At 64.6% G+C, this 16499-nt stretch carries 8 protein-coding genes; 5 read left to right on the forward strand and 3 right to left on the reverse strand.

The annotated features are described in order from the left end of the window. Nucleotides 1-62: 62 nt before the first annotated feature. Together ADL15_RS22230 and ADL15_RS22235 are read right to left on the reverse strand one after the other, a co-directional pair. Nucleotides 63-1154 (reverse strand): NaeI family type II restriction endonuclease, encoded by a 1092-nt coding sequence (locus ADL15_RS22230; RefSeq protein WP_083971578.1) that lies wholly within the window; start codon nt 1152-1154, stop codon nt 63-65. 68 nt (nt 1155-1222) lie between these two features. Next, nucleotides 1223-2329 carry a DNA cytosine methyltransferase gene (locus tag ADL15_RS22235; protein WP_067694373.1) on the reverse strand — a complete coding sequence of 369 codons (1107 nt, stop codon included), beginning with the start codon at nt 2327-2329 and terminating at the stop codon, nt 1223-1225. A 53-nt stretch (nt 2330-2382) separates the two neighbouring features. Here ADL15_RS22235 and ADL15_RS22240 point away from each other — a divergent pair, with 53 nt between their 5' ends. From ADL15_RS22240 to drmB, 5 genes are all read left to right on the forward strand, one after another. Then, the gene (locus ADL15_RS22240; RefSeq protein WP_083971579.1) at nt 2383-2802 is read left to right on the forward strand and encodes a very short patch repair endonuclease; all 420 of its coding nucleotides are present in this window, start codon (nt 2383-2385) and stop codon (nt 2800-2802) included. Nucleotides 2803-3136: 334 nt separating this feature from the next. Further along, nucleotides 3137-7789: a DEAD/DEAH box helicase gene (locus ADL15_RS22245; RefSeq protein WP_083971581.1), complete on the forward strand. Its 4653-nt coding sequence runs from the start codon at nt 3137-3139 to the stop codon at nt 7787-7789. Continuing rightward, the gene (locus ADL15_RS22250; RefSeq protein WP_083971582.1) at nt 7786-9366 is read left to right on the forward strand and encodes a nuclease-related domain-containing DEAD/DEAH box helicase; all 1581 of its coding nucleotides are present in this window, start codon (nt 7786-7788) and stop codon (nt 9364-9366) included. Before ADL15_RS22245 ends, ADL15_RS22250 begins: the two co-directional genes overlap by 4 nt. Beyond that, nucleotides 9363-12482, forward strand: coding sequence for a hypothetical protein (locus ADL15_RS22255; protein WP_067694386.1), 3120 nt, complete (start codon nt 9363-9365; stop codon nt 12480-12482). Before ADL15_RS22250 ends, ADL15_RS22255 begins: the two co-directional genes overlap by 4 nt. Then, nucleotides 12479-14287 (forward strand): DUF1998 domain-containing protein, encoded by a 1809-nt coding sequence (drmB, locus tag ADL15_RS22260; protein ID WP_067694389.1) that lies wholly within the window; start codon nt 12479-12481, stop codon nt 14285-14287. Before ADL15_RS22255 ends, drmB begins: the two co-directional genes overlap by 4 nt. A 1047-nt stretch (nt 14288-15334) precedes the next feature. On the opposite strand, the gene ADL15_RS22270 is transcribed toward drmB, so the two are convergent. Then, nucleotides 15335-16222 carry an IS3 family transposase gene (locus ADL15_RS22270; RefSeq protein ID WP_067694397.1) on the reverse strand — a complete coding sequence of 296 codons (888 nt, stop codon included), beginning with the start codon at nt 16220-16222 and terminating at the stop codon, nt 15335-15337. Between the last annotated feature and the right edge of the window lie 277 nt (nt 16223-16499).

Genomic DNA, 16499 nt, shown 5'->3' on the forward strand with positions numbered 1-16499 from the left:
TCTCCAGCAAACCCCATCCGGGCCGGACCGGTCATCAGACCCCGACGACGACCCGCAGTGCATCATCCCTCGTTGCCCTGACTGGGCAGCTTCGGAGCCTGAACCACCGGATCGTCCGGTCGAGCACGGCGCCACCGGCCGCCGTCGATCTCCGTGTAGGGCTCGCCGTCACCCGGGCTCCACGGGTGCAGCCTGGCGCTGATGAAGCGACCCAACGTCGGCCGCGGGAGTTCGAGGTCGTCGGCCATCTGCGGGTGCGGCGCGTAATGGCCGAAGATCACGATTCCCTCGGGAGCGAGCTTCGTGCGGGCGTCTCGTACCCGTTTCCCACTGTCGACCTGTTGGGCCGCGGTGAACACGGTCGCCCGATTGACCAACTCGCCGGTCAACTCCCTGAACAGGTTCGTCACCGCGGTCTGCCCCTTAGCCGCGTACGCGATGAGTTCCAGCTTCCCCGGGTCGTTGATGTGCAACAGCGTGTTCTTGACCAGGTCAGCACCGGGGTGGATCCAGAGGATCCGGTCCCGGCCGCGATCGTTGAGTCGACGTTTACCGTCACGCTGCCTACCCGGCGGGCGCAGGACCTGCTCACTGATGCGGATCAAACCTGCGGCCCAACGGGCGGTGTACTCGTTGGCCCAGATCACCAGGGCGATCTTGTCGCCGCGGCTGTACATCTCCTGGGGGATCTCCCAGTCGTACAGGTTCAACGACCACTTGCAGTCGACGTCGACTCCAGCGATCCGATAGTCGAGTTCCTCGCCGTCGGCGAACTCAAACTCCCGTTGGAGCCAGATCTCGACGAGCGTGCCGACGTGCGTCTTCTCCGTCTTGTGCAACTGGGTGTAGTCCCAGCGCCCGGTGCGCTGCCCGTCGTAGATCTGGTCGAGTGCCTCCCGGATGGCATAGCCCATCCGGTCACCGGCACGGTCGAGTGCGAGGATCGCCTCACGGACGGCCCAGATCTCGGGATCCTCGTCCGGGTTTGGCGGTCGCGCGTCGGTGCGGAACCGGGCCGGACCCGTCGTGGGCCGCGGCCTGCCAGCCGTCGTGGGCCGGGCCGGGAGGACCCTGCTCCGACGCACGCGCAGCGTCTGCGGGACGGCCGGTGAGGCCGTATCGTCTTCGAACAACGAATCCTGGACGATCGACACCCCAGAAGGGTTTCAAAGGCCGAACCGGCGGTCAACAGCGAGGTCCCGTGCCGCTGCCGACCGACGGCTCAGTTCAGGTATCCCTTGAGATGCCCGGCGATGGCCGCGGCGAGCCCTGACGGCACCGCGTTGCCGATCTGTTTGGCGATCTCGGTCTTGGACCCGCACCACAGGTAGTCCTTGGGGAAGTCCTGCAGCAGCGACGCCTCGTAGTGAGTGATGACCCGGTTCACCCGTCGGTCCGGCCGGTCCTGCTCCCATTGCGGATGCAGGTACTGGCCCTTCTCCGGCTTGAAAAACTCGGTCCGGATAGTCAGCGACGGTGCGTCCCACCGCATCCGGCCCATGACGTCGGTCGTGCCGGTCTTCTTCTCGCGCCAGCACCGCGACAGCAGGTGGTCCGGTAGGTCGAATCGGCCGCCGCCGGGCGGGATATGGTCGTAGCGCTCCAGGGACATCTTCGTCGGCTGTCGCCCGAAGTGGATGTCGGTGCCCTTGAACTCGCCGCGGATGCGCTGGCCGAAATACTCCGTCATCGATTCCGGGAGTTCGGTGGTCGCCGGGCGGGGATCGACCCATGCGATCCGGCTACGGACCGTCTCCCACGGCCGCCGATCGTCGGTCGGGGCCTTCGCGTGGGTCGGCTCCGGTAGGGGAATCTCACCGATGCGGGATCCGATGACGATCGTTCGCGGCCGGCGTTGCGCCACACCGTAGTCGGCGGCCAGCAACACACCGTATGAGAGTTTGTAGTCCTTGAGCATGCCGTGGTCCGCCTCGGCCAGCAACAGTTGGAACTCGCTGGTCTTGGAGAACCGTTGAACGTTCTCGATGACGAACACCTGAGGGCGTGCCTTGACGACGAAACGCAGGTACTGCTTCCACAGCTGGTTGCGCGGGTCGTTGACGTCCTTACTGCCGAGGTTCGAGAAACCCTGGCACGGTGGCCCGCCGATGATCACCTCGGCGTCCGGGATGTCGCCGTCCGGGATGAGGTTGATGTCACCCCAATGGGTATGCGACTCGCCGAAGTTCGCCGCGTACGTGGCGGCCGCCGCGCGATCCCACTCGACCGACATGACCGGCCGGAAGCCCTCACGAGTGAATCCGACGGTCATTCCGCCGCATCCGGCGAACAAGTCGATCAAGCTCAGGCGGTCGCTCACCCGCGACATGCTACTTCCCCCTGGTCCTCCAGCAAGTCAGCCACACCGGTGAGATAGAACGCATGTCCGATAAATCTTGGGCGTCGTCCGCAGGTGTCCGTAAGTCGATGCAGGCCAACACCGGCCGGGATACCAAGCCGGAGCTTGCGTTGCGCCGCGCTGTGCATGCCCGAGGACTGCGCTACTACGTCAACCGCCGGCCGATCAAGGCGGTAAGGCGTACCGCCGACCTGCTGTTCCCGCGGCTCAGACTGGCGGTCTTCCTCGACGGATGCTTTTGGCACGGATGCCCCGATCACCACACCGTCGCCAAGACCAACGCGGCGTTCTGGGCGGAGAAGGTCGCGACTAACCGCCGCCGCGACGTCGACACGAACACCCTTCTCGCGGCCGCTGGATGGACTGTACTGCGGATCTGGGAACACGAATCGGCTCAGCAGGCGGCGGACCGAATCGTCGAGACATACACGAAACTGCGTTGACCGAATCTCATGCCCGAGTGGCACCCAAGCCTCCCTATATCGAACTGGCGGGTGCCCGGCATGCTGGCTGACAGCGTGCCGGATGAGCCAGCCCCGGCGGAGCGCCGTAGGTCGCGGCGCTGAGGATAGTGACGCTCGAAGCCGATCATCGGTCAAGTCGCCCTTAGCGCGATCGTTGACTGATGCTCAAGGTGTAAGAGGCGAACTGCTCAGATGTCCAGTACCGCTGGCCGGGGCGATGCCGTCGGGTTACTCGCCGCGATGGCGATGTAGGCCTCGCGGCCGTGACCGTGATCCGGATGAGGGATCACTCCAGGGCATCTAATCCCCGATAATGATGCATGTGGTAGACCTCTCTGGCTGGGCGAATCCGGACAATGATCTCCAAAAGTGGATTAATGATCAACACGCCAGCATGCTGGGCTCCTACAGATCGACTCCGCGCCTCATCGACGAGCACGGGCTGCAGGAGGACAGCTTCCGCACAGGCGGCTACGCCCATCGCCAGGTCCTCGAACTCGTGCAGAACGCAGCCGACGCCTTACGCCGTGGCGGCCAGCGGGGACGGGTAGTGCTACTCCTGCGTGACGACGTGCTGTACTGCGCGAACGAGGGCGCCCCGTTCTCCCGGCGCGGACTCGAAGCCGTGTGTCATGCCTACCTCAGCGACAAGCGGGGCGAGGACATGGGCCGCTTCGGCCTGGGATTCAAATCCGTCCTGGGAGTGACCGACTCTCCGACCGTCCTGAGCCGGTCGGTGTCTCTCAAGTTCAGTGCCGACACGGCTCGGCGAAGCCTCGAGCGGTTATCGCCCAACGCATCGGTCTATCCCGTCTTACGCCTACCCGTTAACGTCGATGCGCAGGCCGAGATGGCCGCCGACCCTGTCCTCGCGGAACTGGGAGAATGGGCGCAGACGATCATCCGGCTGCCCTTGACTCGTCCGTCGGAGAACCTGCTGCAGGAACTCCAGGAGTTCCCCACGGAGTTCCTGCTGTTCGCGCCGCACGTGGCCGAACTGGAGATATCCACGGATGGCACCCGTAGGGTACTGAACTGCCTACCGCAGGAAGAAAATCGATATCGCCTCGCGGCGACCAGCGAACGGCCTACCGATTGGATGGTCTGGCACCAATCCCATCGGCCGTCCGAGGAGGCCCTGTCGGAGGTGAGCGAGGCGATTCGCCGCCCAGAGGTCGTGGTCTCGTATGCCGTGCCGCTCGACGACACCCAGACCTTGGGCAGGTTCTGGGCGTATTTCCCGCTCCAGGACTCCACATCGGCACGCGGTATCCACAACGCGCCGTGGCACATCACGGACGACCGCACCAACCTGCTGTCAGGGAGGTTCAATCAGGAGCTGCTGAACGTATCCGCCGAACTCATCGTCAACGCCATACCCCACCTGCAGACGGTCGAGGATCCTGCACGCCACTTCGACTACATGCCGGCACGGGGCAGGGAGTTCGACAACTTCGGCGACCTACGGTTGACCGAGCTCGTGCCACAGCTGGCCGAACTGGTGCCGAGTGTTCCCGACGCCGATGGAACGTTGAGGGTTCCAGCCGACCTCGAGTACCCGCACGGAGACCTCAGGATCGGTTCAGAGGCGCTCGAGTTGTGGCACGCCGCCCCTGGCCGGCCAGTGCGCAGTCCTCATCCTGCCTGCTTCCGGAACGCGACCCGGCGGGCGCGGTTGTATCGACTCGTCCGCGGCGGTGCGATGAAGGCCGCCGGGAACGAACTGGGCGCTCAAGAGTGGCTCGAGCGCCTGGTGCACGCGGGAAGCGACGAGCAGTCTGACGCCGCGCTGCAGGTTTACATGTCGATCGACGACGAAGCCGTCGGGCGTGCGATGAGCCGTGCCGCAATCCTGCCGGACACGGCGGGAACGCTGCACCCCCTCGATCACACCGATCGCCTCTATCTGCGAGGCAATCCCCTGAGCGCCGCAGCCGGCATCCGTCTGGTCAGGTCCTCGTTGCTGGATCGGCCTGGGGTGGAGGACAGCCTAAAGGCCATCGGCTTCGACGACGTCGACTCCGCCCACGAGCTTCGACGACTCGCGGATGCCGCAGCCAGCCGATGGACGGCGCGACAGTGGGAGGACTTCTGGGAGCTCGTAGCACAGGTCAGCATCCACGACGCGGAAGAGATACTCGCAGATCATCTCAAACGGGGTATGACCCTCAAGGTGCGTTGCCGCGATCGCTCCTGGCAGCACGCGGGCACCGTGGTAGTTTCCGGACCGGTCCAACCGACCAAGTCGTCCCTCGCGATCGACACGGATTTTCACGATCTTCCCCCAAAACTCCTCCACGCGATAGGAATCGCCGAGCAGCCGCGGATCACAGCTGCAGCGCTGAAGGATTTGACCGTGCTCGAATACCGGCGGCTTCAGCGTTCGGAATACCTCGAGGCCGTGCACGGCCGACGCCCGGACGCTTCAGAGATCGACTTCGAGGAGCAGGAAGGGCCCGCCCCGATTCACGTCTTACGAGGGTTCGCCGACTCCGGTGACGTGCAGTCCTGCCTCGTGTGGACGCGGGCACTGCTCGAGGTGGAGGCCTCGGCGGTCTGGACCCTGCGACACGTCAACGCAAGAAAGTATCCCCCGAAGACGGTCAAAGCGCCGCACCTCTGGGCGGCCCAGAAATACGGCCTGATCGAAACCGCCTGGGGGCCACGGTCTGCGGCTCTGTCGTTGCACCCCGACTGCGACGACCTGAGCCCCATGCTCCCGGTGGCGACGTGGAAGGCCTCGGCACGGCTGAGCACCATACGAGACAAGTCCGAGGTGCCGGACGGCGTCTGGCAGGAGTTCCTCAGCCGCCAGCCCGCCGGTGGAGACCATCGTCAGTGGGGAAACCTCCTGGCCGATGCCTTCGGCAGGCTACCCGAGGTACCGGCCAAGGTTCCCGCCGTCAAAGGCACCGGCTATGCGTCCGTGCCGCCGGAGGAGCTCCTGATCGCCACAACGGACGACGAGGGCCGCGCTCTAGCTGAGCAGACCCTGCCGTTCGTCACGATCGATGATCGCAGCATCGCTCAGATGATCATCGACAGGTGGGCATGCCGCGCTGCGTCCTCCGCGCTGCGGATCGAGATCGTGACCGAGTCGCCGGGAGAACCCGTCCCGCTACTCGAACGATTCCGACGCCTGCGCGACTACGGCGGTGGAGTGACAGAGGGCCTCAATCTGATCGGCTGTGGCTCGCTCGAACGAGTGCTGATCCTGCCTGCAGGCACCGAGAGCGCACCCCAGACGTTCGCCGTAGCCAGCAACACCGTCTACTTCGACAACGCACTCGAGGATGAGGATCTGCTTCACCGGCTCTCCGACTACTTCGCCCTCGACTTGGACGATCACGCTGTCAAACGGGTGCTGTTGGAGGCGGAAAGCGTCCGGGTCCAGACCGCGATGGCTCAGTCGCGGGCCGCCCACGACCACGCCGACCGCCTCCTGGCCCTCCTTCCCGTGAGCACGCTCAAGAAGCGATTGCCGGAAAAACTCCTCGACGCCATCCCCGTGATCGATGGCCCCGACGGTGACCGCCAGGTCGCCGAACTGCTGATGCACTACCACGGGGACAACGTCGTACACGACCTTCGCGAGGAACTCCGGCAATTCGGTTACGAGGGAATACCCGACACCTGGGCCGGATCCGCACTCGCCGTGGCGTTCGTGCGCAAGTTGGGTTTCCCCTCCGAGTTCGCAGGCGAACGAGACCTGCGGCTCGACGCGGATATGACGGTTCTCGGGCCGCCCGATCTCAAGGATCTGCATCCCTACCAGCAGCACCTCGCCGAACAGATCCGCGACCTCGTCCGACCCGACGCGACACCGGATCGTGCCCTGTTGTTCCTACCGACCGGCGCCGGGAAGACCCGTGTGACGGTCGAGGCACTCACCCGTTCCCTCTGTGAGGGTCACATCGTCGGACCCGTTCTCTGGATCGCTCAGAGTGAGGAACTCTGCGAGCAGGCCGTGCAGACATGGGCGACGGTGTGGCGACAGTTCGGCAACCAACCTCTCCGGCTGTGCCGTCTTTGGAACCGCAACGAGGTGGCGGCCGCTGGCCACAACGCCAACGTCGTCGTGGCGACCGACGCCAAACTCGACAAGATTCGTGAGCGCGACGACTACGAATGGCTTCAGAGGGCGGCCATCGTCGTGATCGACGAAGCACACGGTGCCATCGCGAAAGGTGTCACGGCGACGCTCAGGTGGCTCGGCATCGACCAGCGCAACACCGCCCGGCCCCTGCTGGGCCTGACCGCCACCCCGTTCGCCGGTAGAGGTACCGACAAGAACGAACGGCTCGCCAGCCGGTTCCTCAACCGCTGGCTAGACAACGGTCTCGGCGAGGATCCGTATGGCGAGCTTCAGCGCCAGGGTGTCCTCGCGGAGGTCCGCCACCGCATCATTCAGGGATTCGCCTACGATCTCGACTCGGCAGACAAGGAGCATTTCGGGACTTTCGGCGATCTATCCAAAGACCTGCTCAAGCGCGTCGGCGGAGACCATCAACGGACCCTGCGCTTGGTCGAGGACATCGCGGCTCAGCCCTCGGACTGGCCGATCCTGGTGTTCACCTCCTCGGTTCTGGCAGCTCAGACGCTCTCGGCGTTGCTCCGAGTCAAAGGGATCTCTTCACGCGCGGTCAGCGGTCACACCCCCGCCCTTGAACGGCGCCGGGCGATCGAATCCTTCCGAGCGGGCGAGACCCGCGTTCTCGCCAACTGCAACGTCCTCACTCAAGGATTCGACGCGCCTGGTGTCAGAGGGCTCTACATCGCCCGACCGACCTTCAGCCCTAATCTCTACATCCAGATGGTCGGTCGAGGGCTCCGAGGACCGGAGAACGGCGGGAAGCCCGAGTGCGACATCGTCAACGTGGCCGACACGTTCGATGTGTTCGGCGAGAAGCTCGCCTACAAGGAGTTCGACCATCTATGGAGCTATCGAGGCGGTGACGCAGGATGAAGATGATCCCGGCGCCCGAGAGGTTCGGACACATCGAGTCGAGAGCCGAGGCGCGCGTCGCCGGGCTCCTCGCCCAGGTGGACATGGGTCAGCCGGCCACCTGCTTCTACTCCGTGCATCTACCCCGCCACGAGTACAAGCGAATGGCGGAGATCGACTTCCTGATCATCACCAATGACGTCATTCTGGTCGTGGAGGTCAAAGGCGGTCGCCTCGCGCGTCACGACGGTGTCTGGACCTTCACCGACCGCTACGGCCAGACGCACGAGAAGCGGGAGGGGCCGTTCGATCAGGCGCGGACGGCCATGTTCGCGTTGGAGAACAGCCTCATGCGGCGGCTACCTGCACTCTCGACACCGTTCGGCGCGGTCGTGGTGACACCCGACCAGGCGCTGGAATCAGACCTGGAATGGGATCCGGCTGAACACATCGGTCCCGCCGCGATGACCGTCTCCGGGCTGGAAAAGGCGCTGAAGAAGGCCTCATCATTCTGGCGGGCCAAGACACATCGCCCCGTCCGAGACGGTGACCACCGGGAGGTCCTGTCGATACTCAGGCCCGACTTCGACTGGATTCCCCGGCTCTCACTCATGATCCCCTCGTACGAGAACGACTACCTGCACCTCGCCCGCGAGCAGTACGACATGCTGCGCGGCAGCGAGGTCAACGACAGGATCTTCTGCACGGGCGGCGCAGGATCAGGAAAGACCCTGCTCGCGGTCGAGACCGCACGCCGCGCCGCGCAGTCGGGAGCCGCGGTCCTTCTGACCTGCCGCTCGCCGCGTGTCGTCGACGTCATGCGACGTTCGTTGAGCGATGTCCGGGTCGTTTGCAGCGCCTGGTCGGATCCGATGGACGGTCCGCCCTTCGACGTGCTCGTCGTAGACGAGGCACAGGACCTGCTCAACGTCGACGACTGTCTAAGACTGGATCAACTCGTCGTCGGCGGTCTGAGGGCCGGCCGGTGGCGCATGTTCAGCGACCCCAACAATCAGACGAACATTCACGGTTCCTTCGATCCGGACGTGTACCGCGAGGTCGCCAGCCACGCCAGCCAGTACAAGCTCCCTTACAACTGCCGTAACACCTCGGCGATCGTGACCCAGACACAGCTCATGACACACGCGGATCTCGGTGTAGCCCGGGTCGGCGAAGGGCCAGCGGTCGTGTTCGAGAAGCCGTCGGCAGACGCTGACACCGCTGCCCTGCTTGACGCTCATCTGAGGAAGTTGCGCCGCGACGAGATCGACCTGGGTGAAGTGGTCGTCATCACCCTGCGTGATTCGACGCAAGTCAGCGCGGCACGACAGACAAAGGCGTTCCGTGCGGGCCAGCTCGTACCGGTCGATCCGGACACGGACACAGCCAAGGGGGTCGCCAGACTCGCGACCGTTCAAGACTTCAAGGGTCTGGAGGCACAACACGTTCTCGTCGTCGATATCGACGAGGTGGACGAGCCGATCGCCAGGTCACGCCTGTACGTGGCCATGACTAGACCGCGAATCTCGCTCTGGCTCGCAGTCGGCCCGCTAGCCTGGCAACAGCTGACCGCGGCACTCCAGGAGAACCTGCGATGACACGACCGCAGACGCTCGTCGACCTACGAGACGAGACGGTCGCCTTTCTGAGGCGGCAGTATGTAGGGCCGTCGGGCGATGAGTCGGAGGTACTTCCGAACAGGCCCGACCGGACGTATCTCGTCGGAACCCTGTACCCCCGCGGCACCGCCGCCCAGCCCATGGACGGTGACGTCCTCGGCGACGACGATCACGAAGAAGGCCTCGACGAGCCTGTCGAACTGGCCAACGCGTGGCGCCCCGCCTCCGCCGCCATCTCATTCCTTCACGACGGTACACAGATCGACTGCGCGGTCACGGCAGCGCGATACGAGAAGGCGGCCGACGGCGAGGGATGGGCCCGCGTACCGCTCAATGAATCGTCGGTGGTCATCGAACCCGACACGAAACCGGTCACACTCTTCGATGGAGCGGCCCGATTGCGGGCTGTGTGGCGGAAGCTCGCCGATGCTTGGCTCGTCACGGTCGCGGTGGAGAACAAGGCCCAACACGACGACGCGGACTCTCCGCCACCTACCGAGGACTGCCTCTTCCAGACCCGGCTCAAATGTGTCGTGGAAGGCGGTCGGGTCCGTCCGTACCCATCGATGTCACTCCTCAGCGACGACCCCGAGGACCAGGAACTTCAACTCCTCTACCGTAACCGTCATGTATACGGCGTCGGCCACGGCTGTTCGGTGACATGGGACGCCAGCGGCACCGAAGTCACCACGGTGGCGACCGAGATGCTTCCCTGCAGCATCGTCCCGGGCGTATCACCGGGATCACGAGACTCCCTCGTCCTGAGCCTGAGCTTCCTCGCCGACGAGACAGTCCCCAGCTTGAGGCTCGCGGCCGAGCTCGACTCGTTCGTCGACGATTACGCTGAGTGGATCCGCCGGCAGCGAGAGGAGGACGCGGTTTCCCTGCCGCAACGACACGCCGCCGCCGCCAAACGACTGCTGGATCGGATGCAGACTGCCTGTAACAGAATGCGGGCAGGTGTCGCGCTACTCACCGGCGACGCCGGCTCCATCGAGCTCACGTCGTTCCGGTTGGCCAACAGAGCCATGCGGGAGCAGATCCTGCAGAGTCGGCAGGCCAAGACCTCGCCCGGCCGACGGGGACAGGAGCTACCGAAGCGTCCAGAGGACGTACCGGAACCCGCTTGGTATCCGTTCCAGCTCGCCTTCCAGCTGCTCACCGTCGCCTCGACCGCGGATCATCAACACGCGGACCGAGAGCTCGTCGACCTCATCTGGTTCCCCACCGGCGGCGGCAAGACCGAGGCGTACCTCGCCCTCGCTGCTTTCGAGATGATTCACCGCCGGCTCACGCTCGGTCAGCGAGGCGGCGGAACCGCGGTGCTGACCCGCTATACCCTGCGCATGCTCACCGCCCAACAGTTCCAACGGGCCGCGACGCTGATATGTGCGCTTGAGCAGCTCCGAGAGCACGACATTCGACTGCGAGGAACACCCAGGTTCTCTATCGGTCTGTGGCTCGGCGGCGAAACGACCCCCAACACCTTCAAGGTCGCTCATGAGCGTGCGCGCACCCTGCGTAAGGCCTCCGAGCCTGACAACCCGTTCCAGATCGGCGACTGCCCTTGGTGCGCGACGCCGTTGTTCCCCCGTCGCCGAACGACCGACACAACGGCCTACGGCGTGCGATCCACCGCACACACTTTCGAGTTGTTCTGCCCGCACGCGGAGTGCCCATTCCACGCCGAATTGCCCGTCAAGGTCGTTGACCAGCAGATCTACGCCGACCCGCCGACGCTTCTCGTCGCCACCGTGGACAAATTCGCAGGACTGCCGTGGCACAAGGACGCCGGCATCGTGCTGGGACGTGACGACTCACCGTATGCCCCACCGGGCCTAGTGATCCAAGACGAGCTTCACCTCCTGTCAGGACCTCTCGGTACCACGGTCGCCCTATACGAGTCCGCGATCCTCGGCCTGATCCGATGGGACGGCTACAAACCGAAGATCGTCGCGTCGACAGCCACCATCCGGTCCGCATCCGAACAGGTACAGCGTCTCTACGGCTGCCAGGTGGCGCTCTTCCCGCCCAGCGGACTCGATGCAGACGACAGTCATTTCGCGCACACCGATACCGAATCGCCCGGCCGCATGTACCTCGGGCTCATGCCGCAGTCCTTCACCCAGTCACGCGCCACCGGCCTGGCGTGCCTGGCGATGCTCGAGGCGCCGATGCTGGTTTCGGAGGAGCCGAAAGATCTCGATGCCTACTGGACGGTCGTCGCTTATCACAATTCGCTCCGTGAACTCGGACGAACAGTCACCATCGTCCGTGACGACATCGACTCCCTGCTGACGAATCGAGCCGCCATGCGTGGTGGCAAGGCACGGCGAGTACGCGGTTCCGGAGTCATCGAGTTGACCAGTAACGTGCCGGCCAGCACTCTGATCAAGGGTCTGGCCCGCCTTGAACGGCGCACTGATCAGGGGGACGCCGTCGACCTGGCGGCGACCACGAACATGCTGTCTGTCGGAATCGACATCAGCAGACTCGGACTCATGCTCATGAATGGACAGCCGAAGACGACGGCCGAATACATCCAGGCCACCAGTCGCGTCGGTCGTTCCAAGGTGCCCGGGCTCGTGGTGACGTTGCTCCGAGCGGGTAAGCCACGAGATCGATCCCACTACGAGTCGTTCCGGGCGTTCCACGAATCCCTCTACCGCCACGTGGAACCCACCAGCGTCACCCCTTGGTCGCCCGCATCACGCGATCGCTCGCTGCATGCCGCACTCGTCATGCTGATCCGCCACGGCGCGGGCCTACGGACCAACGACGAGGCAGGAGACTTCCGAGCAAGTGATCCGCCGATCATCAAGGCCACTCGCATACTGCTCGACGCGGTGGAACGAAGCGAACCGGAGACCGTAGCCGAGACGACCGCCGAGGTTCGCAGCCTGATCAATGAGTGGGACCGCAAAGCCCGGCGCGCCGAGGAACTCGGATTGAACCTGCGTTACGACAGCAGCGACGACGAGCAGCCTGTTCTGCTCTGCGACTTCGGAGAGCGCCGGGACGCGTGGGAGACGATGCGCTCGATGCGGTCGGTGGACCGAAACGTTCGCGTCATCGTGATCGGAGAGGCCCTGTGAGAATCACCCGACTCAGCCAGACCGTCACACCGTTCGGAGTCGGCGCAGTCCTCGACGTACTGGGTGAGTCATTGATGGCCGCGGACATAAGCCGCTGGCCGATCGACGAGACCCGCCGCATCGTGTCACGGAGGCTGGAAGAGCGGCTCGGTGTCGCAGAGCTGCGAAGGCCGCCGAGTGTCCCGTCCTACCCGTCCAAACACACCCCTGGCGTGCTGTACGAGCGTTTCCCGAGCTGGCTGTTCTGCCAAGACTGCCGGCGAATGCATCGCGTCAGGCACCACGACGAAACCGGCGAACCGCCCCGCTGCAAACACTGCCAGGGGCCCATGGTCCCGATGCGATTCGTCGTGGTGGGCGCCGAACGAGGACACGCCATGGACGTGCCCTGGGTGCATTGGGCCCACTCCGAACCCGATGACGAAGCGCAAAAGCGTTGCAAGGCACAGGACCTGCTGTTCCTCACCCGCCCGGGCCGCTCCGAGGGCTTGTCGAGCCTGGTCGTTCGCTGCACCGCATGCACCGCGGAGCGAGACCTCGGCGACCTCACCACTCGTGGGGCGTTGAGCAGGATCAACGTTCGATGCTCCGGCTCGCAACCCTGGCAACGGCCCGACTTCACCTCATGCGACGAGCGACTGGAAGTCCTCCAGCGAGGCGCCACTAATGTGACGCTCAGTGAGACCACCACCGCGCTCGACATCCCGGAACCTTCCATCCCGGTACGCGATGAGGAAGCCGAGATCAGGCAGCACCGCAACTTCGAAGACCTCAGATCCGCGCCTACGGGGCCATACGCGGAGATGTTCATCAAACTAATTTCGGAGAACCTCAACGTCAGCGTCGAACTCGTACGCCGAGTCGCAAGCGCGGGCACCAGTGACGTAGGAAACCCGAACGCAGAACGTGAAGGACTGCTCACCGACGAGTGGCACGCCTTCAGACAGGCACTCGAGACGCCTGGCGAGAAGGTGGGCATACCCACCTTCCTCATCTCCTCCACCCCCTTCATAGACGCGGTGACGAACACCGCGGAGCAGACATTGGCGAGCCTGGTCGGCCATGTCGTCCTGGCTCACAAAATCCGCGAGATTCGCGTACTCCACGGCTTCCGCCGTTACGACCTCCAAGCCGACATGGTCGATGTCGACCTGGGCCCGCGAGGACGCTCTCGTTGGCTCCCCGCCGTCGAGTCCTTCGGGGAAGGCGTACTGCTCACACTCAACGAGGAGCGGCTAGCCGCGTGGGAGCAGCTGGAGGCCGTCACCGATCGAGCGCGCCTGCTCGAAGGCCGGCGACGTGGCTCGCCCATCGGTTCGAGGTTCGCGGTGGCGAGTCCCCGTATGATCGTGCTGCACACCCTCGGCCACGTCTTGATGCGGCAGCTAGCCTTCAGCTGCGGATATTCGGCTGCCTCACTGCGAGAACGCGTATACGCATCTACCGACAAATCGGCGGAGTGTGGCGTCCTGGTTTACACCGCCGCGGGCGATGCTGAAGGGACACTGGGTGGACTCGTACGCCAGGGCGAGGCACCACGGCTGGCGCGAACCCTCCTGGCGGCGCTTGAAAACGCGGCATGGTGCTCCTCCGATCCGCTGTGTCGTGAGAGTCGCGGTCAAGGCTTAGGCAGTATGAATCTGGCTGCTTGCCACAGTTGTGCGCTGGTCGCCGAGACCTCGTGCGAGCGAGGGAACCTGCTCCTCGACCGCGTACTGCTAATCGGCGACAGCGCCACCCCGGGCTACTTCCGCGAGGCCATCGCGGCCGCGCAGTCGGCCGCTGCCGCGTTGCCTGTCGACTGATTTGCCGAGAGGGCGGGCTAGGAGGTGACGGTCGACTGACCTTGACCTCAGGTGAGATCAGCGGCGAGTAGGCAATCGCTGCAACTAGCCGCTAGCCTCGCGAGCCTACCGACGCGGTTAGCAGGAAGATCGACTACAGCGTCAGGCGCCGCATCGAGGTGACGTATCTGTAGATAGAAGGCGGTAACGGTCACAGTTTTAGCCCCTGAGTGTTGCCGCCTACACGTACGACATGTGAACTGGTCGCGCCGGAAGACCTGCCTACGCAGATCCTCCGGAAACAACCGCTGCGAGGGATGCAGCAAGTCCGATTCCCTCACGGAGACAAGTCGATGCTCACCTGCGTGTAGATCTGGGGCGTCCGCATCGGTCTCGATCGGTAGAAGATCACGGTTCCTGATCTGTCGTGCGACAGCGACCCCCGTCTTGCCATGGGCCACCCGGTCTAGTTCGTCCGCCGTCACGGCAGTGCCTACGAGGGTTTGAAGCAGTGTGCGCACTCGTCCGTCGACGGGACCATCCATCACCCGTATCGCGCTGACAGAGCGGAAGCGGGTTTGACGCGCCAAATCCGGGCTCACCGCTAGTAACCGGTACCGCCCCCCGCCCTCCTCGATCTCGTACCCTTGTTCCCACCGGAGCTCGCGTACCCGGCGAGCCCATTCGCCGATTCCGGACACGGCGGCTATTTCGTCGCTACTTACCCATTCGCCCAGATGCTTGGTGAGATGTCGCAGTATTCGCCCGCGTGCCCCACCAGACTCCGATCGGCGGCGCTGACCGCGATATGCCTGAGCAACGGCAACTCGAAGATCAGCCAAGGCGTCAAGAACGGCCTCCTGAGAACGCTCGGCGGCCACATCCTCGGCAAGGAGATCCAGCCGCGCAACTGCGGCGCGATAGTCATCGACCGGGTCCGCACGTCTCACCAGATAACCTTAGTACGCCGCGGAGCGCCTCATTCCCGGTATACGGGTGACACGGCCGTATGTGGGATGGTGGGCTTGACCCGCTTTGACGGACAGGGTCGATGAGTTGATCTTCAAGCTACCTTGAGGGCGGGTAGCAGGTGGTCAGTGGTGCGGCTTCGTAGGCGGCAGGGCTGCGGTGGCCGAGGCTGGAATGCCGACGGCGTGTGTTGTACCAGCCTTCGATGTACTCGAATATGGCCTGGCGGGCTGACTTGTGGGTGGGCCACGCCTGACGGTGCAGCAGTTCGGTTTTGATGGTGGCGAAGAACGATTCGGCCACGGCGTTGTCCCAGCATTGCCCGCGACGCCCGACCGACAGCCGGACCTTGTGAGCGGCGGCGAGTTTGGCGTGCTGGTCGCTGGTGTATTGACAGCCGCGGTCGGAGTGGAAGACGAGACCGTCAGCGGGCCGGCGCCGGGCCAGTGCGTCGGACAGGGCGGCGTCGACCAGGTCAGTCTTGAGGTGGTCGGCCACCGCCCAGCCGACGACCCGGCGTGAGGCAAGGTCGATGACGGTGGCCAGGTAGAGCCAGCCCTCCCACGTGTTGATGTAGGTGATGTCGCCGCACCAGCGGGTGTCGACCGCCCTCGCGTCGACGGCGAAGTCCCTACCGACCAGATCCGGACGCTTGCCGGCGTTCGGGTCCGGGGTGGTGGTGTTGCGCCACCGGCTCGGGCACCTGCCCGCGATCCCGGCGGCCCGCATCAACCGGGCCACCCGTGTACGGCCGTGTTGCAGGCCGGCGTCGATGAGTTCGGCGTGCACCCGTGGCGCCCCGTAGGTGCCCTTCGACACGGCGTGCACCGCCGTGATCCGCTCGGTCAGGTGTGTGTCGACCCGGTCGCGTTCGGACCGGCGGTTGCGGGTGTAGTAGGCGGATCGGGAGATCTTGAGCAGATTGCAGGCACGTTTGACGTTGTGCTTGCCGGCCTGCTCTGCGGCGATGAACGGGTACACATTCACCGGATCTCCTTCGCGAAGAGAGCCGTCTTAGATTCAGGTGAACAATGCAACGGTGCTGGTAGATGGGTGGCTTGTGGCACAGATGGGTCGGCCTGGCATGTCGGACGCGATGAAAGAGGATCTGTGGCGGCGGTGGCGCTCCGGTGACTCCATCAGCCATCTCTCGAGCCCTGGGCAAGCCGCCCGGGTCGGTCTCACCGTCCTGAAACACCATGGCGGCATCGCGGTCTCGGTCAGATCAAATCCTGGCTGACCTGCCGGATCGTCCGATCACCCC

Origin of the sequence: Actinoplanes awajinensis subsp. mycoplanecinus (assembly GCF_001509495.1) — a bacterium.
In the GTDB taxonomy this organism is placed as follows: domain Bacteria; phylum Actinomycetota; class Actinomycetes; order Mycobacteriales; family Micromonosporaceae; genus Actinoplanes; species Actinoplanes palleronii.

Bases quoted from the DNA above. Each gene is read 5' to 3' on its own strand.
- ADL15_RS22240 (WP_083971579.1), top strand. From the start codon at position 2,383: ATGTCCGATAAATCTTGGGCGTCGTCCGCAGGTGTCCGTAAGTCGATG.
- ADL15_RS22245 (WP_083971581.1), top strand. From the start codon at position 3,137: ATGATGCATGTGGTAGACCTCTCTGGCTGGGCGAATCCGGACAATGAT.
- ADL15_RS22235 (WP_067694373.1), bottom strand. From the start codon at position 2,329: ATGTCGCGGGTGAGCGACCGCCTGAGCTTGATCGACTTGTTCGCCGGA.
- ADL15_RS22255 (WP_067694386.1), top strand. From the start codon at position 9,363: ATGACACGACCGCAGACGCTCGTCGACCTACGAGACGAGACGGTCGCC.
- ADL15_RS22250 (WP_083971582.1), top strand. From the start codon at position 7,786: ATGAAGATGATCCCGGCGCCCGAGAGGTTCGGACACATCGAGTCGAGA.